The sequence below is a fragment of the Streptomyces sp. NPDC007907 genome, from assembly GCF_042959365.1.
In the GTDB taxonomy this organism is placed as follows: domain Bacteria; phylum Actinomycetota; class Actinomycetes; order Streptomycetales; family Streptomycetaceae; genus Streptomyces; species Streptomyces indiaensis.
On the sequence record NZ_JBIBKR010000002.1, the window covers coordinates 211,664 to 234,062 of the forward strand.

15 protein-coding genes are annotated in these 22,399 nt (G+C 74.6%); 7 read left to right on the plus strand and 8 right to left on the minus strand.

The features are described 5' to 3' along the window. Positions 1-86 precede the first annotated feature (86 nt). Positions 87-1,454: an aKG-HExxH-type peptide beta-hydroxylase gene (locus ACFZDI_RS07015; RefSeq protein WP_391248330.1), complete on the minus strand. Its 1,368-nt coding sequence runs from the start codon at positions 1,452-1,454 to the stop codon at positions 87-89. Further along, on the minus strand, positions 1,451-2,674 hold the full coding sequence (locus ACFZDI_RS07020; RefSeq protein WP_391248331.1) for an FxsB family cyclophane-forming radical SAM/SPASM peptide maturase: 1,224 nt from the start codon (positions 2,672-2,674) through the stop codon (positions 1,451-1,453). Before ACFZDI_RS07020 ends, ACFZDI_RS07015 begins: the two co-directional genes overlap by 4 nt. 255 nt (positions 2,675-2,929) lie before the next feature. Here ACFZDI_RS07020 and fxsA point away from each other — a divergent pair, with 255 nt between their 5' ends. The 3 genes from fxsA to ACFZDI_RS07035 all read left to right on the plus strand — a co-directional run bounded on the left by fxsA (position 2,930) and on the right by ACFZDI_RS07035 (position 7,918). After that, on the plus strand, positions 2,930-3,124 hold the full coding sequence (gene fxsA, locus ACFZDI_RS07025; protein ID WP_234845404.1) for an FxSxx-COOH cyclophane-containing RiPP peptide: 195 nt from the start codon (positions 2,930-2,932) through the stop codon (positions 3,122-3,124). A gap of 124 nt (positions 3,125-3,248) precedes the next feature. Next, positions 3,249-6,875, plus strand: coding sequence for an FxSxx-COOH system tetratricopeptide repeat protein (fxsT, locus tag ACFZDI_RS07030; RefSeq protein ID WP_391248333.1), 3,627 nt, complete (start codon positions 3,249-3,251; stop codon positions 6,873-6,875). Positions 6,876-6,922: 47 nt separating this feature from the next. After that, entirely contained in the window at positions 6,923-7,918 is a 996-nt protein-coding gene (locus ACFZDI_RS07035; protein ID WP_391248335.1) for a hypothetical protein, read from the plus strand. Here the strand turns inward: ACFZDI_RS07035 and ACFZDI_RS07040 are convergent. The 5 genes from ACFZDI_RS07040 to ACFZDI_RS07060 all read right to left on the minus strand — a co-directional run bounded on the left by ACFZDI_RS07040 (position 7,896) and on the right by ACFZDI_RS07060 (position 15,144). Then, a complete protein-coding gene (locus ACFZDI_RS07040; protein WP_234845401.1) occupies positions 7,896-10,175 on the minus strand; it encodes a hypothetical protein in 2,280 nt (759 codons plus the stop codon). The genes ACFZDI_RS07035 and ACFZDI_RS07040 overlap by 23 nt on opposite strands. A gap of 47 nt (positions 10,176-10,222) precedes the next feature. Beyond that, positions 10,223-11,311: a hypothetical protein gene (locus tag ACFZDI_RS07045; protein WP_234845400.1), complete on the minus strand. Its 1,089-nt coding sequence runs from the start codon at positions 11,309-11,311 to the stop codon at positions 10,223-10,225. Next, on the minus strand, positions 11,308-12,249 hold the full coding sequence (locus tag ACFZDI_RS07050; protein ID WP_391248337.1) for a hypothetical protein: 942 nt from the start codon (positions 12,247-12,249) through the stop codon (positions 11,308-11,310). The genes ACFZDI_RS07045 and ACFZDI_RS07050 overlap by 4 nt, the downstream gene beginning before the upstream one ends. A gap of 58 nt (positions 12,250-12,307) precedes the next feature. Continuing rightward, the gene (locus tag ACFZDI_RS07055) at positions 12,308-13,561 is read right to left on the minus strand and encodes a hypothetical protein (protein ID WP_391248339.1); all 1,254 of its coding nucleotides are present in this window, start codon (positions 13,559-13,561) and stop codon (positions 12,308-12,310) included. A gap of 497 nt (positions 13,562-14,058) precedes the next feature. Then, on the minus strand, positions 14,059-15,144 hold the full coding sequence (locus tag ACFZDI_RS07060) for a M12 family metallopeptidase (RefSeq protein WP_391248340.1): 1,086 nt from the start codon (positions 15,142-15,144) through the stop codon (positions 14,059-14,061). 99 nt (positions 15,145-15,243) lie between these two features. Here ACFZDI_RS07060 and ACFZDI_RS07065 point away from each other — a divergent pair, with 99 nt between their 5' ends. Continuing rightward, complete coding sequence (locus ACFZDI_RS07065; protein WP_391248342.1) at positions 15,244-16,971, plus strand: LuxR C-terminal-related transcriptional regulator; 1,728 nt, start codon at positions 15,244-15,246, stop codon at positions 16,969-16,971. Between the two features lie 117 nt (positions 16,972-17,088). On the opposite strand, the gene ACFZDI_RS07070 is transcribed toward ACFZDI_RS07065, so the two are convergent. After that, positions 17,089-19,656: a CHAT domain-containing protein gene (locus tag ACFZDI_RS07070; protein ID WP_391249469.1), complete on the minus strand. Its 2,568-nt coding sequence runs from the start codon at positions 19,654-19,656 to the stop codon at positions 17,089-17,091. Between the two features lie 170 nt (positions 19,657-19,826). Between ACFZDI_RS07070 and ACFZDI_RS07075 the strand changes: the two genes are divergently transcribed. From ACFZDI_RS07075 to ACFZDI_RS07085, 3 genes are all read left to right on the plus strand, one after another. After that, positions 19,827-21,257, plus strand: coding sequence for a S8 family serine peptidase (locus tag ACFZDI_RS07075; protein ID WP_391248344.1), 1,431 nt, complete (start codon positions 19,827-19,829; stop codon positions 21,255-21,257). Between the two features lie 62 nt (positions 21,258-21,319). Beyond that, entirely contained in the window at positions 21,320-21,895 is a 576-nt protein-coding gene (locus ACFZDI_RS07080) for an RNA polymerase sigma factor (RefSeq protein WP_234845394.1), read from the plus strand. A 5-nt stretch (positions 21,896-21,900) separates the two neighbouring features. Beyond that, the gene (locus ACFZDI_RS07085) at positions 21,901-22,398 is read left to right on the plus strand and encodes a hypothetical protein (RefSeq protein WP_391249471.1); all 498 of its coding nucleotides are present in this window, start codon (positions 21,901-21,903) and stop codon (positions 22,396-22,398) included. Position 22,399 lies beyond the last annotated feature (1 nt).

The window sequence follows — 22,399 nt, forward strand, 5'->3', positions numbered from 1 at the left end:
CCGCTTCCCCTGCCTCCATGGTCCACCGCCGGGCGGGGGCCGGCGAATCCACGGCGGTGCACGGCAGGTCGCCGGGCCCGGGGCGTTCAGATCAGCTGTGCCTCCGGCACCCCGTTCCTGCGGACCCACTGCGCGCGGTGGTCGGCCGCCAGGGCCAGGCCCCGGCGGCGGGCCTCGGCCGGGACCGGGAGGCGGCACAGGGCGTCGAGCGTGCCCAGCATCGTCTGCGCGAAGTGCTCGCCGAGCGCGGTCAGGCGACCGGAGGCCAGCAGGACCTCGGTGGCCTGCCGGGCGCCGACCCGCCAGCGGGCGAACTGCGCCTCGGCCAGGGCGCGTTCCGCCGGATCCCGCTCCACGGCCCGGCAGCGGTTCCAGAACTCCGCCACGCCCAGGTGCGCGTATGCCCCGTGGAAGAGGCCGAGCAGGGGGCGCGGATCAGGGCGCCAGGGCGCGTAGTAGAGCTCCTCGCCGTCCTGCTCGAACAGGTCGAACAGGTGGAGTACGGCGGCGAACTTGGCGTGCTGCATCTCATGCGCCAGGGACAGGGCCAGACCCCGTGCGGAGCGCGGCCGGGACAGCGCCATGGCGCCGAACGCCTCCGCGCTGCTGCCGCTGAAGCTGCCCGGACGGTCGACCGGGACCAACGTGCGCGGACCGGCGGTGAGTTCGGCGTAGGTCTGCGGGTGGTGGGCCCGCAGCAGCCGGCAGGCCTCCCGGGCCGTGCTCCGCCACCGGCACAGGTCGTCCTCCGCCAGTCCCAGCGGCCGCGCGGGGACACCGGGGAAGCGCAGCGGGTCGGCGTCGTCCAGCAGCAGCGGCCCACCGGCGTCCGGCACCACGAGCCGGTGCGCCGCCCGCCACCGGCCCGACGGCCCGGACGGGACCCGCGGCACCTCGACCGGGCGGGCGGGACGACTGCCTGCCGCCACCTGGAGCCGGGCCGCGCCGTCCGCGTCGACCACCACCTCGGCCACGTCACCGGGCCGGGCACCGGGGAAGCGGGCACCGCCGAGCGAGGGCAGGAACACCTCGTCCGTCGCCAGGGCCCACCGCACCCGTCCGGGCACCCCCGCGCGGACCGCGGCGGCCGCGGACAGAGCACTGAACCAGTGGACCGGCGGCGCGCACGCCACCCCGGGCCCGCCCGCGACGACCCTGTCCAGCCGGGCCAGCAGGCACGTCAGCGCGGTACCCGCCGACGGATGGGACAGCACCGAGGCCACGGCCTCCGGATCGGTCCGGTGGGCGGCCGTGAGCACGTCCCACGCGCGCGCGACGGCATCGGCCACGCCACCGCCGACCTCACCGGCGGTCTCCGTCACCGCCAGCGCGCAGGCCAGCCGGCGACTGTGCTCGGCACGGGCCAGCAGACGCAGGGCGTCGGCCCCGCCGCCTCCCGAAGCGAGCGCGGTGAAGAGCCTGCCGGGCACACGCAGCGGCACCGGCCCCGTCATGCCGCTTCCGCCGCAGCGGCGCGCAGCCCGTCCAGGTCCGCGGCCAGCCGCCCCCTGACCCGCGTGATCAGAGCCGTCAGGTCGGCGCAGTAGACACTGGGATTGGCGAACCCGGTGGCCGCACGGTAGCGGTGGGCGTAGTGCCCGCCCCCGCACACCTGCCGCAGCCGGCAGGCACGGCACTGCGCGGACAGCCCGTCGACCCCCCACTGCCGGGCGGCGACACCCGGATGGCGCAGCAGCGCGTCGAAGGAATCACGCTCCACGTGCAGACCCGTCCGGGCGGCGCCGTGATACGCGGTGCGCAACGTGTCGTCCTGGGCGAGCGAACCGTCCGTCTCCACCACCGCGTACCTCACCGGGGCCAGGCCCAGCACCTCGGTCTGCGGTGTCCCGCCGAGCAGCAGCGTCATCATGTCCTCGAGCAGCCGCACCCGGGTTTCCCGCCGTCCCGCCCCGTACCACCGCTCGAACACCTGCCACAGCCAGTCCGCGTACGGTGTCCCCGGGCGCAGCCCCGGTGGGAGAGTCCCCCAATTGCCCTGCGGCAGCAGGAAGTCCACGGCCGGCGGGCGGTACGTCAGCAGGTGCTCGTAGCAGCGCCCCGGATCGTTGCGCAGATCGATGGTGCACAACAGGCCCGCGAACAGCCCGCGATGGGGCCCGTCGGCCAAGCGGTGCAGCGCGTCGGCGACCCGGGCGTGGCTGCCGCGCCCGTCCGCGCCGCGGCGGTGCCGGTCATGAGCCGCCCGGTCCCCGTCCAGACTGACCGAGACCCGGATCCCGTGCTCGGCGCACAGGTCGAGCCAGCGCTCGGTCAGCCGGACGCCGTTGGTCTGCAGCGCGAGGTGGAGCCGTACGCCGGGACCGGCCGCGGCACGCAGGACCGAGACGGTGCGTCCGACGGCGGCCTCACCGGCCAGCAGCGGCTCACCCCCGTGCAGCACCACCGCGGCCTCCCGCACACCGTGCGCCGCGAGGTGCTCCGCGATGCGGTCGGCTGTGCGGTCCACCGCCTCCGGCGCCATGGTGCGCGGCTGCTCACGCCAACTCCGGTCCTGGGAGCGGTACATGTAGCAGTACTGACAGGCGAGGTCGCAGCGGCTGTGCACCTTCAGGACGAAGGAGTGGAACGGCGCGGGCACCCAGCCGGCCGCCTCCCTGGCCACGACGTCGGCCGCGGCCGGCCACGGCGGCTCCGCATGGCGCAGCCGATTCATACGCACCCCCGGTTCGCATGCGACCGGCCCGTGCCCGCCCGGCCGGTCCACGCCATGGGGCCCAGTATTCGGTGGGGGTGACAGGCCGTCAACATCGAGAATCCGTCGTTAGAGGCCGCCACCGCCCGAAAGTCGCCGTTTTCCAGCGGCGGCCCGTGGGGACGTCAACACTGGACACCGAGTCCCGGGACACGCATGCGCCGGGCGTGGAGAGCCGCCACACGGCGGTCCGTCGGGCACCGCGGAGGATGGGCCATGGCAGAGCTCGAGGAAGCGGGTGCCGAGCGGGACGAGGCCGACCTGGAGTCCGTCGTACTGGACCTCACCGCCGTTCCCCTGGACGACCTCGCCGCGCTGCCGCCCTCCGTACTGGGCGAGACCCTGCGCAGGCTGCGCACCGGCGGCGACCCGGACGAGCCCTTCGTCACCGGCCACAACGAGAGCCAATGACCGGCCCCCGCGCCGACGCGGCCCTCGCGCGAAACCGTCTGATCAGGGGCAACCCGTCTTATACTGGCCGTCCCTGACTGTCGTGCCCCACCGTCCAGCACCTGCCGTCCGAAGCGGAGTGGCCATGCCCGACATCCACGCAGCCGACCGCTCGGGACGGTTCGCCCTCTTCTGCTCCACCGCGGAGAACCTCGGCGTCAGCACGACGGTGCGCAACGTCGCGGACCTGCTGGCCGCCGGCAACCGCAGCGTCCTCGTCGTGGACGGCCGGGCCACCGCCACGCCGGGCGACGCCCCGGTGCCCGAGCCCGAACCCGGGCGCATCCACGCCGTCGCCCGCCCGGACGCCGCCTCCCTGCTCGCCCTCACCTCCGATCCCCGGGCCCTCGGCCACGACCACGTCCTTGTGGAGGCGCCGCTGCCCGACGCGATCGACGCGCCGGCCGAGGGCAGATTCGGCTCGCTCGCCGACTCCCTCGTGCTCTGCTTCGCCATGACCGCCTGGTCCATCGACGGCGCCGCCGCGCTGGCCGAGCAGATGAGCGGCGGCCGGTCCGGCCGGCCCGTGCGGCTGCTGGCCCTGGGCCTGAAGAGCAACGTCGAGTCGCACGACCGGCTGCGCGGCGCACGCGAACGGGTGCGCAGCAAGTTCGGGCCCCTCTCACGGGCCTCCCGCACCTCCGAGGTCGCCTTCCTGGAGATCCCGTACCACCCGCTCTACCTCGACACCCGGGAACTGGCCGTCGAGAGCGAGCCGGAGGGCTCGGTGACCGGGCTGCGTCCCTACTACGAGCGGCTGGCCGACTGGCTCCGCAACCGTCGCCCGCTGCCGCTGAGCCGGGTCACCCTCGTCCACTCCCAGCGCCACGCGCCCTGGGCGGCCTGGCTGGAGGACCAGTTCCGGCGCGGCGGCATCCGCACCGAACTGCGCGCCCTGGACGCCTACTCCGGCGACCGGCCGGCCCCGGGCACCGCCCTGCTCTTCCTCTCCCCGGCCGACATGGACCACGCCGGCCTCGCCCAGCTGGCCGCGCTGTCCCACCCCGACGTCCGCATCGTCCTGGCCGACGAGCCCTTCCCCGACCCGGGCGCAGCCCATCACGAGCGCATCGACCTGCGCGGCACCGACGAGGACGAGGCGGTGCGACGGCTGTACGCGGGGCTCGGCCTCGGCGCCCCGCCCCCGGCGGACGGCACGCCAGGCGCCCGGTTCCCCCGCTTGCCCGCTGTCACCAACGTCGCCCCCCGCTACAGCGGCTTCGTCGGCAGGGACGACGTCATCGGCGCTCTCCTGGAGGAGCTGCACGCGGCGGGCCGGGACCACACCCCGCTGGTCGTGCACGCCGCGAGCGGCTGGGGCAAGAGCGAGATCGTCCGCGAGCTGTGCCACCGCTTCGGCTCCGCCTACGACGTGGTGTGGTGGGTGCGTTCCTGGGAGATCCCGCGCGCCCGCCGCGGCCTGCACCGGCTCGCCGGCCGGCTCGACCTGATCACCACCGGCGACGGCGCCTCCCCGGCCCTGTTCGAGCACCTCTCCCGCACCGACACGCAGAGCTGGCTGCTCGTGTACGACGGGGCCGAATCCCCGGACGGGCTACAGGACATGCTGCCCACCCCGCACACCCGCGGGCACGTGCTGATCACCAGCCGCAGCGCCCCGGCCACGCCCGGCATGGCGTCGTTCGCCCTGCCTCCCATGTCACCGGCCGAGTGCCGGGCCGTCCTCGGCGAACGGCTCGCGGAGATCGACGAGGAGCAGGCCCAGCGGGTCGGCCAGGTCCTGGGCTTCGTCCCGCTCGCCCTGCGCATCGCCGCCCTCTGCCTCGCCGAACGCGCGGCGGCCCACCGGCGCGACGACAACATGGGCGACCAGGCCGCCGCCCGGGCTGCCGTCGCCCACCTCCTCGCCGAATACCGCACGGCCCAGCAGGCCCTGCTCGAAGAGGACGGCACCGCCCCGCCGGTGCCCGTCATGGTGCGGGTGGCACGGCAGACCGTGCTGCACACCCCGGGCGCCGCCGCCTGGCGTGCGGAGAGCCGTACGAGCGACGCCCTGGGGTGGCTGCTGAACGCGGCCTCCCTGCTCACCGGCCGCGGCATGGGCCTGGAACTGCTCCGCTCACGGCGCATCCTCTCCGAACTCGCCCGTGACGACGGGCCCGAGGCCGCACCGGTACGCCGGATCCCCGCCGACGCGCGGATGCCCGACGAGCACATGGTGAGCGTCGCCCTGTGGGCCCTGTCCAGGGTCGGACTCCTGGAGGTCGACTTCGACCGGCCCGACCAGCCCCTCGGACAGCACCACGCCGTACGGGACGCCGTCCGCACCGCCATGGACCCGGCCGAGCGCGCCCACATCGAGCAGGTGCTGCGCGGCACCCTCGCCGAGTTCACCCCGGACGAGGACCGCGGCCTGAGTGCCGACTGGGCCCGCGAGGTGTACTCCCTGCGCCTGTGGGAGGACCACCGCCCCCGTGTCCGGCGCTCCCTGCTGCGCCACCTCAACGCCCTCAGCCAGCGCGGTGAGAGCGCCGACCTCGCCCGCCTCCTCGACATCTCCGAACGCGCCCAGGCGTCCTGGGCCCCGGCGGACGACGACGACCCGTCACCGGAGTACCTGCGTCTGCTCAACTTCACCGCACGCGCCCACCGCCTCACCGGCGCCTACGACTCCGCCCGCCGGCTGTCCGAACAAGCCCTGCGCGGCCACCGCCGGCTGCTCGGCCCCCTGCACCCGAGGACGCTGCTGTCCGCCGACTCCTACGGCGCCAACCTGCGCTCCCTGGGCAGGTTCTCCGACGCGCTGTTCCAGGCCCGCCCGGTCCTGGAGGGCCTGACGCTGCTGCTCGGACCGCAGCACCCCGCGACCGTCCAGGTCGAGCACAACCTCGCCCTCACCGAGGCCCTGAGCGGACGGGCCCCCGACGCGCTGGCCCGGCTCCTCGCCCGGTTCCGCAACCGCCAGGCCGTCGGCGGCGAGGACGATCCGGCCGTCTGGCACGCGGCCGACCTGCTCGCCTGGGTCTACCGGACCCTGGGACGCGACGCGGAGTCCCAGGACCTGCTGCGGCAGTGGCTGCACCGCCACGGCGACGTCACCACCGGCACCCGCCTGATCATCGAACTGGGCCTGGCCGTCAGCGAACGCCGCATCACCTACAACTCCGCCCGCTCCCACGAGCGCGTCTACGGCTACGAGAAGGCCCTCGAACGCGACCGGCGGGTGCTCGCCGAGACGACCGGCCGGTTCGGTGCCGACCATCTGATCAGTCTGCGCTGCCGCTTCAGTCTCGCCGCCGACCTGCACGCCCTCGGCAAGCACGACGAAGCCGAACACGAGGCCCGGCTGTGCGGCAGGGCCGTCGACAGCACCCTCGGTGCCGGGCACCCCTACGCCGCACTGGCCGGAGTCCGGCACGCGGTGTACCTGCGGGCCACCGGCGCCGTCGACGACGCGGAGGCCACCGGCCGGGCCGCGCTGCACCTCCTGACCGACCGGCTCGGCGACAGCCACGCCTGGGTGTCCGCCGCGGAGAACTCCCTCGCGGCCACCCTCGCCGCGGCCGGACGGACCGAGGAGGCGACCCGGCTCGCGGAGAGCGCCCTGCGCCGTTTGCGGGACCTGGACATGGGGCATCGCCCCGACGGGCGGCGCGTGGGGGCGCACCACGCCTGGCTCGCCTCCCGGGCCTCCGGTTCCACCGCACCGGCCAGGGACTTCGACATCGACCTGGAACTGCCCGGCATCTAGGACCGGCGCCGTCGCCCCGGCGGTTCCCCGACGGAAGGTGAGCGTACGTGGCAGCAGCCCCGCACCCGGAGACCGAGCTCTTCACGGAGTCCCACTGGTCCCCGGAGGGCCACGGCCTCATAACAGCGCTGTGCCAAGGAACCTTCGCCGGTGTCCCCGCACTCAGGTCGGTGTCCCACTACAGCAACGGGATCATCGACTTCGTGGTCCGCCGGGGCGACTGCCCGCCGCTGAGCAGCCTGATCACCGTGGGCGGCGAGGACATCGCGAACGAGGCGCTGCCCGGCAGCCGGCTGCTGCTGTGCACCCAGGACCTGGGCGCGCTGATGCGGCCGCTGGGCACCGGTGAGCTGATGCGGGTCGTGGTGGCCAACGCGCACGGCGGCCTGTGGGGCGGGCGCGTCAAGGCGGGGGAGTACCTGTCCGCGCACACCGACACGGCCGGCGGGATGCCCGCCGTGGACGAGGCCATGAACTCCCTCGTCGCCGCGATCCGCACCCAGGTGCACCACCTGCCCGACGAACTGCCCGGCGGCCTCATGGACGTCATGGAACCCCTGCCGGAGGACAAGGGCCGGCTGCGGATCGACTTCGGGACGGCGGCGGCCGGGCACGACGGCCTCTCCGAGATGCGGCTGCGGGCCCTGTGGGGCGGCCACGTCAACCCCCTCGACCTGCAGTACGCCGCGTACTACCGGGACTGGAAACTCGTCTGCGCGGGCGACGTCTTCGAAAGCCCCGAGCTCGGCCCGCGTTTCCTGGAGACCAGCGTGCGCTCACGCCGCACCTCCTACCGCGACCTCGCCCGGAGTCTGCGCGGCCATCTCGCCCGGCTCACCGACGCGTTGCGGCTGGTGGTGGCACCGCCCGTCGACCGCCTCGTCCTGGACGTCCAGGAGGGCGCCGTGTACGTGGTCTGGCTCACGCCGCGCGACTACGTCCTCGGGGTGACCCTGGACCAGCGGCAGGTCGCCCATGCCGAGAACCGGCTGCACCTGCTGGCGGGCGCCCTGCGCGAGGTCACGCAGCCCGCACGGCACTGACCAGGTCGCCCCACACCTCGTCGGCCAGTGCCTCCACCGCCCGTGCCACGGTCGGCCGGTGCACCGGGCCCGCCCCGCCCAGGGCCTGCACGGGCAGCACCTCGACCGCCGTCTCGTACTGCCGGCAGACCCCGCGCAGCCGCGCCCACTGTTCCTCGCTCGGCACACCGGCCGAGACGGCACGGAACCAGGCGTCGGCGCCCGTACGGAACGTCTCCGTCAACTGCCGCACCAACGTGGCGCAGCCCAGCGCCGCCAGCTCCGCCGGCCCCGCCCGCAGGGCCGGACCGGCGGCGGCGTCACCGCCCGCCGGATGACCGGCCAGCCGTTCCACGGACGCGTCCAGCAGCGCGAACACCTCCTCGAAGCGCCCCTCGACGGGCTCCGGCAGCGCCGTACGCACCGGGCCGGGCGCCGCCGCGACCAGATCACGGCGGGCCAGATCGCTCACCGTCCGCCGCAGCTGCCCCAGTTGGGCACCGTGCTCCCCCAGGGCACTGCGCAACTCGGTGGTCAGCTCGGCGAGATCGGCCTCCTGGCGCAGTTGGGTGAGGCGGGCGCGCAGCCGGTCCAAGGCCTGGTTCACGGCCTGCGCGAAGTCACCCGGGCGGTATACCAGGGGCTGCGAGCCCAGGGAGCGCGCCAGCCGGTCCCGCAGGGTGCGCGAGACATGGCCGTTGACCACCAGCAGCACCTCGGCCTGCGCCGGATGGAGGGCGCCGCGCAGGGCCCGGACCCGTGCGGTGATGCGCTCCTCGTCGTCCGCGACGAGCACCGACGGGGTGACCACGATCGCGATGTAGGCGTTCGGGACCGGCTCCAGCCAGTACGCCACCGCCAACGGCCCGTCGGCGTCGGAACCGCGTGCCGGGACCGGGTCGGATGAGGCGATGCGCCATTGTCCGAGCGCCAGCGCGTCGTGGACCGTGGACAGCACCTGGTCCTCGGAGACGTTGTCGTGCAGCTCGCGCACGGCCCGCAGCACGGTCGCGGCACTCACCTCCCGGACCGCGCCGCCGCCGTCCTCGCTCAACTGCCAGGCGTGACGGCAGGTCTTGAGGATCTCCCGGGGCACACCGCCGGTGAGCTCCTGGAGGATGCCGACCGACTCGGACCCGAACGGCGCCGGCCACCGCTCGATCGCGTCCGACCCCGCGGCCGCCTCGGGCCGGGGGCCCGACCCCACGTACTCGGCGACCAGCCGCCCGGTGAGCTCCGCGCCGAACCGGGTCGGCCACAGCTGCACCACCCGCTCGTGCAGGCTCGGCCGGAACGCGTTCAGACCGCGCGGCGAGGTGCAGAACAGCAGCAGACCGCCCCGGCTGACATACACGTTGACCAGCCGCTCGAAGGCGTCCACGAACGTGCGCCGGGACTCCTCCGGCCAGTCCAGCACCTTCTCCAGCGAGTCGATCAGCAGCACGTACGGTTTGCCCACCCGGCCGTGCAGGAAGCCCTGTACGGCCAGCGCGTCGAACACCGGGTCGATGCCCGAGACGGCGTCCTTGATGCCGCGTTCCTTCAACTGCTGCGCGGGCTCGTCGCCGCTCAGCCACGCCCATACCAGCGAGGTGAACCGCGGATCCTGGAGCAGGGCGAACGCGGTGGCGAAGCGCCGGTGCTCCGTCACCTCGCCGAGGGTGACGCGCAGGTCCGCGTGCATCACCTCGGGGTCGTAGCGCAGGGCGGACACCACCTTGTCCGGGTCGAGGACCCGGTCGCGCAGCCCGGTGGCGATGTCGTCGAGGGCGATGTCACCCAACGGGATGTCGTCCGGCCGGCCAGGACGCGTGTCGGCGCTCTGCTCGCCGACCCGCACCGCCGTCACGTACGCGTAGTAGTCCCGGACGAGTTCCTCGAACGCGGCACGCCCCTCAGGGCTGTCGGCAGGGCCCCGCAGCCGGTCGCGGTACATCCGGCCGAAGTCCTGCGCCGGCTCGTCGACGATCCACAGGGCGGGGCCGTCCGGGCGGGCCAGCGCGTTGCAGACCTCCCGGGCCGCATGGGACTTGCCCAGGCCGAACTCGCCCACCACGGCGATCGCCCGGCCCCGCCGGCCACCCCGGGGGCGGTCCCGGAGGTAGTCGCGCACCAGGCCCTGGAGATCCTCAAGGATCTGGGTCGGGACATGGGCGTTGCCCGAGTCCGCGGCCTCCACCGGGGCCTCGCCGAGGTCCGCCGACGGGCCCAGCCGCACGACCGGCACCAGGGGGAAGGGGTTGCTGTACCAGGTGTCTGCATTGTCTGCTGCGGCCACGATGGCACTCCTTGCGGGTCCTGTGAGGGCGCGGTCGGGGGTGGGCGTCAGCCACCGGAGCGGGGCGGGATCGGGTCACGGAGCAGGGAGGCGCGTCCGGCCCGCCGCCGTTCCCAGTGGGGTCTGAGCGCGTCGGCGTCGATCGGCCAGGGATGCGGCGCGCTGCGCAGCGCGTCCGCTGCCGAGTGGAACACCCTCCGCAGCTCGCGTACGTCGGACGGTCTCCATTCGGAGTGCGCCGCCACCAGGGAGCTCCTGTCCGGCTCGACCAGACCGCCCGGGCCGCCGTTCGCCGCCCGGGCGCTGTGACTGAACCGCCAGATGTCCTCGGCGTCCAGCTCGCGCAACGCGAGATGGGTGACCGCCGCCGAACCATGGAGGGTGGCGGCCACTTCTTCCCTCGCCGTCTCCGCCGCACCGTGACTCACTTCGACGAACAGTACGATCCTGGGGTGCGCGGCGCTCAGGCAGGAGCGCAGAAAGTCGGTTCGCAGGCCGGCGTCGTTCCACCGTATGTGCGGGATCACGGCGAAGAGCAGGGCGTTGTGCTGGTCCAGCAGATCCCGCATGTCGCCGTAGGCCTGGTACGGATCCTCCTCCGCGACGATCGACCGGACGCGCTCCTCGGGGAAGGCGTGCCGCAACAGCCTCTTCGCGATCTCCTTGCGTATGCGGGTGTTGATCAGTTCGACCGGTGCGAACGACCCGTCCGGTCCGACGCTGATGCGGTGGCCGTCGTTCATCAGGCCCGCGGTCGGCACGCACACGGCGAGCGGGTCGCCCGCCTCGGACGCCCCCTTCGCCACCCGCTGCCGCGCCTCGTGGATGCACCGGTGGATGAGGCTGGTCTTGCCCATGCCGGGGAGTCCGCTGACGATCACCACACGGCCGTCCCCGGAGCCCCCGTCGAGGAGTTCGTCGAGGGTGGGCCAGCGCGCGAGGAAGCGCTTCAGCTGCTCGCCCGAGTGATCCACGTCCACCCACTGGTCCATGTGGTCCGGCTGCTTCCACGGCACCAGGGGGTGGTCGGCGCTGAACGTCGCGCGGGCGTCGGCATCCGGAAAACCGTTCGCCGGACCGTTCGAGCCGTACGGTTTGCGCACTCCGTAGGGGTTGGCCCAGTCGGAGCTGGTCATGCGTGAGGTCCTCCGGCGCTGGTGGGACGGTCGCTGCCGCGTGTTCCGGGCAGCCACCACAGGGGCGCCGGGCGTCGCAGATCCGCCACCTCGCGGATCCGCAGGTCCAGGGTCGTGCGCACGGCGTCCGCCTCGCTCTTTCTCTGGCGCGGCAGCAGGAGTTGACCCTCCCGGCTGCTCGGCAGTCTGTCCGTCAGGGGCAGGGAATCGGCCAGCCGCCGGGCCGCCTCGCGGCGCGGAGCGGGGCCGGGCACCTGGGCGAGGAGACCGGTGAGGGTCTCCCGGGCCCGTAACGCCTCGGCGTGGTCCGTCTCGGGATCCTGTTCGTACGCCGCGAGATACAGCCATGAGATCCTCCGGAATTCCTGCACGGCCGCCGTCAGTTGCCGGTCCCGCGTGCGCCGCTCCGCCGAGATCCGTTCCGTCGCCTGTCCGACCAGGGTGAGGACCGCGCCGGCCGCCAGCAGGTACACCCCGTCGAGGAAACCCCCCAGGCCGCCGGAGCCGCCCTTGTCCGCGGACGCCCCCGGCGGGTCGCCCGCCGCGGCCATGACCGCGTCGCAGACCCGCTCGAAGTCACTCTGATGCTTGTGGGCCCAGTCGTCGAGGGACATCACGCCGCCTTCGGAACCGGGCACCCGGACGGTGTCCGGGCCGGCGGGGCGCGACGGGCGCCGCACCACGCCCAGGCGTAACGCGGCCTGCCCGAGTTCGTCACGGTGGTCGTCGGCCAGGCAGTACACCAGGCGGACGTCACTGCCGCCGCTGTCGGCCGCGGCCTGCCCGGCGGTGGCGGGGAGGAGCAGCAGGGCGCCGAGCAGGACGGGTCGCCAGCGAGGGGCGGGGGAGGGGCGCTGGACGCCGTACCCGCGCCCGGCGCGGTGGACACGTCCGCAGCGGCGGGGGCGCCCCCCGCCGCTTCCACCCCGCTCGACCATCCGGCCTCCCCGTTCTCCTGGCCGCGACCCGTCCCCGGGACGCCGCACACCCCTGCGGCTATGCGGAGGACCGCAGTCCGTCGCTCGTGGCCGGTGCCCCGCCCGGCGTGCGGTCGGCGGGGTCCGGATGCCGGGGGAGACGCTTCGGCCCGGCCGCGGGTTGCCGCTTCTTCCCGGCCCGGTGACGCGACCAGCAGCCGAACCCGATCCGGGCACCGTAGTGCAGCAGATTGACGGTCACCACGGCCGGTGCGACGACGCCGACCGTCTTCGGGAAGTCGCGTTCCAGGGTGAGGGCGAGCAGCACGGCCGTGAGCCCGTTCTGCTGACCGATCCCCAGCAGGATGCGGTCCCTCGCGGACAGGCCGCGGACGAAGAGCGGCATCAGCAGGATGGCCACCACCGCCTGCGCGAGGAACGCCGAACCCCCCAGCAGCAGGCCGGGCTTGAACGCCACCCCCTGGGCGACGAACAGGCCCAGCAGGACGGTGGCGAGCAGGAAGGCACCGGTGACCGCCCGTGCGAGAGGGCGGGCGAACACCGGTGCGCGCAGGAACAGTCCGGCCACCGCGACGGCCAGCATGAGCATGTTCGCGGCGGCGAGCCCCAGCATGACCACGACCACGAGGACCGCGAGCGGCGTCACCGGGCGCCTCGGGCGCACGGGCTCCTCGTCCTCCCGGCGGGCCGGCCACAGCCTGCCGCACGCCCACCACGCCAGCAGGGCTCCGGCCAGCAGCAGCCCGTTCAGCACCAGCCCGAGGGCGTATCCCCGGGCTCCGCCCCCCACCACCGAGGGCGTGCCCGTGTGCCCCGCGGCCGTGTAGGCGTACCCGGCGACGTACAGCGTCAGCAGGACCGTCATCGGATCGTCGAAGGCGGCCCAGGCCGTGAGCAGGGAGCGGGCGCGTTGCGACATGTGCCCGTCCTTGGTGAGGGCGGCCACCGACAACGGGTCGATCTGCGCGACGACGATGCCGAGGACCAGGTACTGCGGGCGGTCGAAGGCCCAGACCATCACGCCCGAGATCATCGCCGCCTTGAGGACCACCCCCAGCGTGACGGCCGCCACCACGCCCCGCAGATCACGTCGCAGATCGGCGAGTTCGATGCCGTACGTGCTGCCGTACAGTCCCACGGCGAGCAGCAGCCCGGTGGCGATGACGTACCCGGTGGTGCCGACCAGGCGCGTCGGGTCCGCCACCAGGCCGACCGACGTCCCCAGGAGCAGCGCGCCCAGCGCTCCGAGCAGTACGGCCGGAACCGCCGGCAGCTTGCGTCGCCGGCTTTCGTCGGGTCGTGACCTCTCCACCTGCTCCCCCCATCCCCCGGTGGTACGCCGCGAGCGTAGTCGGGCCGTAGGCACCTCGTGCGCTTATCGATACGGACGTGCAACCGCGAGAGCAACCAAGCTTAGATGTGAGCACCCGGACGGCGTAACACCATTGCCGGCCGTTCCCTTGCACGATGCCCGGTGGCGACGGCCGCTGAACGCTCTTCACCCCTGGGGTGGATCCACGGCGCCCCGGCCGGTGCGCCCGTCCGACGGCTGTGCGCCCCCGGCCCCGGGCGGGCGGCGGCGTGCGGGCGCGGACGTCGGCGCACGCGCCCGGCACGCCGCAACCGGCGTGCGCGAGCGGGCCCTCGCAGATGGTGCGGAGCCGGCCCGCCCGGCACAGGGCGTGCGAGCCGGTGCCCCCCGGGCACATGGCGTGGTCGAGGACGTCACCCACCCCCATGGGCGACGTCCCCGACCGCTCCCCCGGTGCCGGACTGTGGCTCAGGTGCCCGTTCCGCGGATCCGTGCCGTCACCAGCACATCACCGCCGTCTCGCCGCATCCCCGGGCGGAGTACAGACGGACGCGGACGACGTAGCGGCGGCCCTTGACGAGCCGGGCGCGGATCGTGATGTTGTGCGGGGTTCCCCCGTCGTCCCGGCCGACGAGATAGCGGGGCTCCCCGTCCCGCTCCTCGAAGACCACGACGACGGCGTCGCAGTCGCCGAAGGTGCCCAGCGTGTAGGTGCGGCTCTCCGGCGGATCGATGCGGAAGTCCGCCTGCTCGCCCGGGCCGAGCCCGAGCGGCACCGAACGGAACGGCACCAGCGCGGGCGAACCCTGCGGATGCGCCGGCGGATACCAGCGGAGCACCGCCTCCTTGTCGGCGACGGACAGGGTGCCGGGCGGGTTCAAGCCACCGCGGTACTGCTCCGGTTCCAGGATCAGCCCCGATGGGAAAGGGAACCCCATGATCGACTGAGGGTCCCAGACGGGGGCGTCGACCTCGTCGGGTCCCAGCTTGCGCAGGATGTTGTAGTGCGTCCGCTCCCGGCTCCAGTGGTGGGGCGGACCCGCCAGTTCGGCGTACACCGCCTCGTCGTCCCAGTGGAGGCCGGCGAACGGGCTCTGGTGCTCGTGCAGCAGGCCGAGCGCGTGACCGATCTGGTGCAGGGCCGTCGCGCGCTCCCCGGGCGCGGTCAAGTCCCATCCGAAGTTCATGGTGCGCTCGTGCCGCCCGGCCCGCAGCGCTTCCCGGCCCACCGCCGACCAGGAGCCGTCACCGGCCTGGAAGCCGATGCGCAGTTCGGCCTCCGAACGGTCGGCGACCTCGGCGAAGACGATCCCGATACCGAGGTCCTGCCACTCCCGGAAGCCCGCGCGCACCACGTCCCGCTGCTCCTCGGCACCGGCCCACGACACCCGTCGCGTCATCCCCCTCCCCGGCACGGGGATGACGGACGCGTCGGAGTCGCCGCCGAAGAACCAGTAGTGCAGGACGGTGCCGTTGACCCACTTCCGCCGCCCGCTCGCGAGCGCGCTCGGCCGCTCGGCCGCCGGCCCCCGTGCGAAGGCGGGCGCCGGCGTCCGTGCCAGCGAGCAGTAGCGTGCGGTCATGGGCCACAGCCTGCCGTGCGGCCCGTCCCCGGCGCCTGAGTCGGGGGCTACTCAAGTCGCCCTGTATCAGAAGTGAGTAGCCGCGCTCATGTCTGTGTGATGACTTACGAGACGGACGCGACGACGCTGGAGCTGCCCTGGCCGTTCACCGGCCGGGAGGACGAACGGGAGCTGGTCCGCCGGTCCCTGACCGGCGCACGACGCGGCATGGTGGTGACGGGCCCGGCGGGCTGCGGCAAGACCCGCCTGGTCGCCGAGGCGATCCGCGGCACCGACTGCGCCCGGGCGGCCGGCACCCCCGAGAGCCGGACCACCCCGTTCGCGGCGTTCGCCCACCTGCTGCCCGAGCCGGTCACGCTGCACGGCGCGGTCCGGTCGCTGTCGGGTGTGCGCACCCTGCTGGTGGACGACGCGCACCTCCTCGACGACGCCTCCGCCGCCCTGGTCCACCAGCTCGCCGTGCACGGGCGCACCCGGCTGCTGGTCGTCACCACGGGCGGCTTCCGCGTGCCCGGCGCGATCTCCCGGCTGTGGACCGGTGAACTCCTGCCGCGGCTCGCGCTGGAGCCGCTGCCCGAGGAGGAGACCGACGCCCTGCTCACGGCAGGTGCCGGTCCCCTCGACGCACTCACCGCGAACCGGCTGCGCCGTCTGAGCCGGGGCGACCTGCGGCTGCTGCGTGACCTGCTGGGGGCGGTGCGCGGGCTGCTGACCCCCGTCCCCGGCACCGGAGAACGGGCGTGGCGGGGCCCGGTCCCGCTGACCCCGGCGGTCCGCGAACGTGCCGCTGCCGTCCTCGGCCGGACCTGCCCCCCGGAGCGCGAGACCCTCGACCGGCTCGCCTTCGCCGAACCCCTGCCGCCGGACCAGGACGACCTGGATCTCGGCGTCCTCGAAGTGCTGGAGTCCGACGGTCTGATCGAGGTCGACGACCGCGGTGCCGTCCGTCTCGCGCACCCCCTGTACGGGCCGGTGCTGCGGGCCGCGGCGGGCCGGCTGCGGGCCCGCAGGCTGGCCGGGACGCCGGACGCCTACGCCGCCGCCCTCGACGCCGAGTCGGCCGCCCTGGCCCACCGCATCGACCGGGCCGACGTACGGGCGACGGCCACACCGGTGGGGGAGTGGCTGGTGGCCGAGGGCGGCCCGGTGCCGGCCGGGTACGCCGCGCTGCGCGCCCGGTTCGCCCGGCTGCGCGGAGAGGTGCGGGAGGCGGCGGCCTGGGCGCGGGAAGGCCTGCGGGGCGATCCCGCCGACGCGTTCTGCCGGGCGGAACTCGACCTGGCCGTCGCGGCGGTGGACAGCCCCGGCGGCCCCGGCCTGGATCCGGCGTGCCTCACCGACCCCTACGACGCCGTCCGTCTCGGTGCCCCCGGGAAGGCCGTCGACCGGCTCGCCGGCGTCTTCGCCCGCCACGCCGACGCGCTCAGCCGCGCCGACGGCCCGCGACTGGACGAGGTGGCCGGGGAACTGGAGCGGCGGGGCTTCCTGCTGTTCGCCGCCGAGGCCCATGCCCAGGCCGTGGGCGCCCACCGCGATCCGCGCGCCGCCCGGCACTCGCGCACCCGGGCCGTCGCGCTGGCCCGGCGCTGCCAGGGCGCCCGGACGCCCGCCCTGTCCGGACTGGTCCTCGGTGAACTCACCGCCAGACAGCGGCAGATCGTCACCCTCGCGGCGGCCGGCCTGACCAACCGGCAGATCGCCGAACGCCTCACCCTGTCCGTCCGCACCGTCGGCAACCACCTGTACAGCGCCTACGCCCGCCTCGGCGCGAACGACCGCGGAGCCCTGCCGTGGCTGGACCGGACACCGCAGGCCCAGCCGGCCTGAACCGGAACCTGACAGCCGGCCTGCCCAGGCACCAGGACACGACCGGCTCGAACCGGTACCAGGACAGCCGGCCCGGCCGGCACCAGGACAGGCGGCCTGACCCGCACAGGGGACGGGTCAGGCCGCCCCGAACGCGGCGAACGCCCACCCCGTGGCCTGGTGCAGCGCGTCGCCCGGCAGCGCGGCCCGGGCGTCGCGCAGCGCCTCCGCCAGGGACAGACCGGCGTCGAGTCCCTTGTGCAGCGCCAGCATCAGCGGCACCACCGCGGCGTCGTTCACGGGCGCGCTGCACGCCACCACTTCGGCCGTGCCCAGCGGCAGCAACGCCGTGACCAGGCCCAGCAGTTCGTCGGCTCCGACGGAGGCGAGGCGGGCGGTGTCGCAGCAGGACAGGATGATCCGGTACGGGCTGCGGTCCAGCCGCTCGAAGTCGTGCACGACGATCGGCCCGTCCGCCATCCGCAGGGACGAGAACAGCGGACTGTCCGCACGGAACGTGCCGTGCGCCGCGATGTGCGCCAGCGCCGCCCCGTCCAGCTCCTCCAGCACCCGCGGCACCCGCGCCCGGTCCTCCTCCAGGACCGTCGCACCGCCGTACCGGCCGGCCAGCTCGGGCACCTCGGCACCGCCCGTCGCCAGACCAGGGCCGCGCACCAGCACATGACGGCCGTCCGGCGGCGGCGCGGTCTCCCGGGCCCGCAGCCAGCTGCCCGCCGACGGCGACACGCTGAGCACCCGCTCCCGCAGCGACGGCAGCAGCGCCCACGGCACCCGGTGCAGCCGCGCCGGCGGCACGATCACCACCGGCCCGCGGCCCAGATGCGCCGCGGCCGGTCCGAGCAGCAGTTCCTCCAGCCGCCGCCCCGCCGCCTCCACCACCGCGAGCCGGGCCTCGGCCCCAGGGTGGGCCAGCCGCCGCAGGCCGGCCTGCACGTACTCGGCCTCGGTCTCCGCCTCGGTGAGCAGCCCGGCCCCGAACCGGCGCACCCGCCCCTGCCCGCACAGCAGCACCTGCACCCGCCCGTCGACGACGGCCAGCTCCACCAACAGCACCTCGTGGCCCAGCCGTTCCAGCAGCCGGCCGACGTCGAACCGGTCCCCGTCCCCGGGCGCCTCGCCCCGCATGTGCAGCGTCCGGGAGCGGATCTCCCGCTCCAGGCGCCGCTGTTCGCGCTCCAGCGCCACGACCGGCCGGCCCTCCATCCGGGCCGCCTCCGCACGCGCGGCGATCTCGCGGAAGGCCGTCATACCGCTGAGCAGCTCCGGGTCGGCGGGCGGCCGGGTCGGCGGTGTGGACAGCACGGTGGCCCGCCAGCGCTCGCTCCACACCAGCAGCCGCCGCGGTCCGCCGGAGACCAGACTGACCCGCTGCGCCAACGCCGCCAGTTCCGCGCCCTGTTCGGTGGCACGCGCCCGCAGTTCCGAGGCGCCCAGGGTCATCCGGTGGTCGTCCAGCACGTCCAGTCCCCGCCGGCAGGCCTCCAGCACACCCCGGGACGATCCGGCGGCCCGTGCCCGCAGCGCCTGCGCCGCCCAGCCCGTCAACCGCGCCAGCGGCGGACCGCTGCGCCGGCTGCGCGCCGCCACGGCCAGGTGCCGCTCCGCGTCCGCGGTCCAGCCCAGGTCCAGCGCGATCCGGCCCGCGAGCAGCGACGCCTCCGGCGCGGCCGGGGAACCGAAGGACGCCAGCCTCCCGGCCAACGCCGCCGCGTCGGCGACCAGCCGCCCCGAGCCACGCCCGGCCGCGTGCCGCGCCTCGGTCAGCACCAGCCGGGCGTGCGTCTCCCACCAGGTGCGCCGCTGTCCGGCGAACAGCCGTACCGCGAGGGCCGCGCGGGCGATCGCCGTGTGCGGATCGCCCGCGAGCCGGGCGGCCCGCGCCGCGGCCAGCAGCAGCTCCGCCTTGCGGGTGGACTGCCCGCCGATCCCGTCCAGCCGCCCGGTCGCCGCGTCCGCCTCGGCCAGCGCCTCCGGCGCCAGACCGGCCGCCATCAGCACCTCGCAGCGCCGGATGTTCAGCATGAAGGTCGGCGTGCCGAGCCGGGCGTACCGCTCCTCCGCCTCGTCCAGCAGCCGCAGCGCCGCCGGCACGTCCCCCGACCGGAACGCGGCCAGGCCCCGGCTCTCCACCGCGTCGGCCTTGTCGTGCTCCTGGCCGGTGGTGTCCCACAGCGCCTCGGCCGCAGCGAAGTCCGCGTCCGCCCGCTCCACCGATCCCAGCGCCAGATGCACGGTGGCCCGCAGGGTCAGCGCCCGCGCCGTCCAGATCACGTCGTCCGCCTGCCGCAGCACGGGCACCGCCCGGCGCACGTCCTCCAGCGCCTCGCGATGGTGACCGAGCACCCACCACACGTACGCCCGCCGGTACAGCACCCGCGCCCTGGTGTGCCCGCCGCCCCGTGCCACCCCCCGCTCGAACGCGGCCAGGCCGTCCCGGGTGCGGCCCGCGTGCACCAGCGCCACGCCCAGCGTGGCCAGCACATCCGCCTCGCGGTCGGCCGAGTCGGCGCGCGCCGCGCACTGCCGGGCCCGTCGCAGATGGTGCAGCGCGAGCCGCAGATCGCCGAAGTCCCGCTGCCAGATGCCGATCACCTGGTGGGCCACGGAGGCGTCCAGCGGGGAGGGGCCGGCGCCGAGCAGCGCCCGGGCCCTCGCGAGGGCCTCGCCCGGGTCGGCGAACACCATCGGCAGCAGTTCGGTCACCGAGTCGCTTCCCGCTGTCACTCCTCGGATGGTAGTGGTCCCGGAGCACGTCCCACAGGTGTGGAGCTGTATCAAGGGACGGCCCGGCGGCTCTTGTTGACGACCGCTCAGCGCCGCCGGACGACGCCGTCGCACCAACGGGAGGACCCGCCATGGCACCTCAGCGATTCCACGAGCAGTTCGACCACATCCAGCGCTCGATGCCGGACGTCCCCCTGGCGATGGGCCCGGACGACTCGGCGGAGTTCATGTACGAGAAGGGCGTGGTCCTCGTCCGCGACGGCGAGGAGGCCCGGGTCGTCGAGGACACGGTACGGGCGCACTTCACGGCGGCACCCGACCTCGACCAGGAGCAGGTCCGGCGCGCGGGCCCGCAGACCAACCGCAGCGGCATCACCCGCATCCGGGTCGGCGACCCCGGCGAGGGCGGCCGGGGCGCCGACCGTGCCGTCGCCCACGCCTTGCGCTCGGTACGCGAGCACGAGTCCCGGGCCGGGCACCGGATGGTCGCCCGCAATCACGTGGTGCACATCGCCGTCAACGCCTGCCCCGGCGACGAACCCGTCCCCGTACCGCTCAGCGAACCACCCAACCCGGCCGCCGCCGACACGCCCCACGACCCGGACACCGCCGTCGCCGTCCTCGTCGTCGACACCGGCCTCACGCACGACTACCGCTCCTGCGGCCTGCTGGCCCACACCGGCGGCGACGCCCAGGAGCGGGAGTGCGACGACCAGGGGGTCCTCCGGCAGTACGTCGGCCACGGCACGTTCATCGCCGGGCTGGTGGCGGCCGTGGCGCCCAACACCGACATCACCGTGCGCGGCACCCTCAACGACGCGGGCGCCATCCTGGAGTCGGAGTTCGGCGAGAGGCTCTTCGAGGCCGTCGACGCGGGCGGCTGGCCCGACGTCCTCAGCCTCTCCGCCGGCACCGCCAACGGCCGCACCGACGGCCTGCTGGGCGTCGAGAACTTCATGCGGGAACTGCGCGAGCAGCGCACCCTGCTGGTCGCCGCCGCGGGAAACAACGCCGGCGCGACGCCGTTCTGGCCCGCCGCCTACGCCGATCTGCCCGGCTGGGAGGACTCCGTGCTCTCGGTCGGCGCCCTGCGCAGCGACGGCGAGTTCGGCGCCTGCTTCACCAACCACGGCCCCTGGGTGAAGGTCTACGCCCCCGGGGAGCGTCTCACCAGCGCCCTCACCGGCTTCGACTCCCCGGTCCCGTACGTCTACCAGCACTCCACCTACGACGCCTGCCGCTACGGCTTCTCCTACGGCTGCACGTGCAGCCACCCCCGGCACAGCGGCGTGCTGAGTGACGAGGGCGTCGCCGCCAAGCCGGACCAGGTGATGTTCGAGGGCTACGCGCAGTGGAGCGGCACCTCCTTCGCCACCCCGGTGACCGCCGGCCTGGTCGCCGCGCACATGACGGCGCACAAGGAGACCGACCCGCGCGCGGCCCGGGAGCAGCTCCTGCAAATGAACACGGGGTTCGCGGAAGTGCGCGGTGCGCACGTTCCGGCGCTTCGTCCGCCCACCTGGCGCCCGGTGCCCGTCGTGCGCCTCGGCCCCGGACTGTGACGGCCGAAGCCGCCCCCTCCACGGCGTACGATGACGTGCCGTACTCGAGGGGTGGGGCTGCCGTGGACCGTACTGATGCCGGCGCGCTCGTCCAGGCGGCCGCCGACGGTGACGCGGCGGCCTGGAAGGCGCTCGTGGAGGGGCTGAGCCCCCTGGTGTGGTCCGTCGTCCGGGCCCACAGGCTCTCCGACGCCGACGCGCACGAGGTGTACCAGACAGCCTGGTTCCGCTTCGCCCAGCACCTCGGGCGGATCCGCGAGCCCGGCAAGGCCGGCGCGTGGCTGGCGAGCACCGCGCGCCACGAGTGCCTGAAGGTCATCCGCAGTGCGCAGCGGCTGACCCTCACGGACGATCCGCGGATGCTGGACCGGGTCAGCGAGGACGGTACGCCGGAACAGTCGCTGCTCGACTCCGAGGAGGCCGCCGCGCAGAGCGAACGTGTCCGGCGGTTGTGGCAGGAGTTCGAGGAACTGGGCGAGCGGTGCCGGCAGTTGCTGCGCGTGCTGATGGCGACGCCGCCGCCCAGCTACCACGACGTGTCCGCCGCGCTGGGGATCGCGGTCGGCAGCATCGGGCCGCTGCGCCAGCGCTGTCTGCGGCGCCTGCGGGCCCGGCTCGAGGCACGGGGGGCGATGTGAGCGACATGAACGGCATGCACGGCATGGACGACGACGACCTGTTCGGCGAGGAGGACTTCGACGACCGGGAGTTCGACGACGATCTGCTGGAGGAGGAGCTGCGGCGGGCCGCCGCCGTCCTCGACCCGGTTCCGGCGGTCCTCCAGCAGATCGCGGTCGACGCCTACGCGCTGCACGACCTGGACACGCGCGTGGCCGAGCTGACCTTCGACTCGCTGGTCGACGCCCTCCCGGTCAGGGGTGTCGCCGACGTGCCCCGGATGCTGACGTTCCGGGCGGGTGGGGTGACCGTGGACGTCGAGGTGACCGAGCGGGGGCTGATGGGCCAGGTGCTGCCGCCGCAGCCGGCCCGGATCGAGGTGCTCGGCGGACCGCGGCCCGGCTTCCCGCTCACGGCCGACGACCTGGGCCGCTTCACCACCGACGTACCGCTGTCCGGCCCGTTCGCCCTGCGGCTGCGCACGGGCGGGGACGTGGTGGTGACGGAGTGGCTGCGGGCCTAGG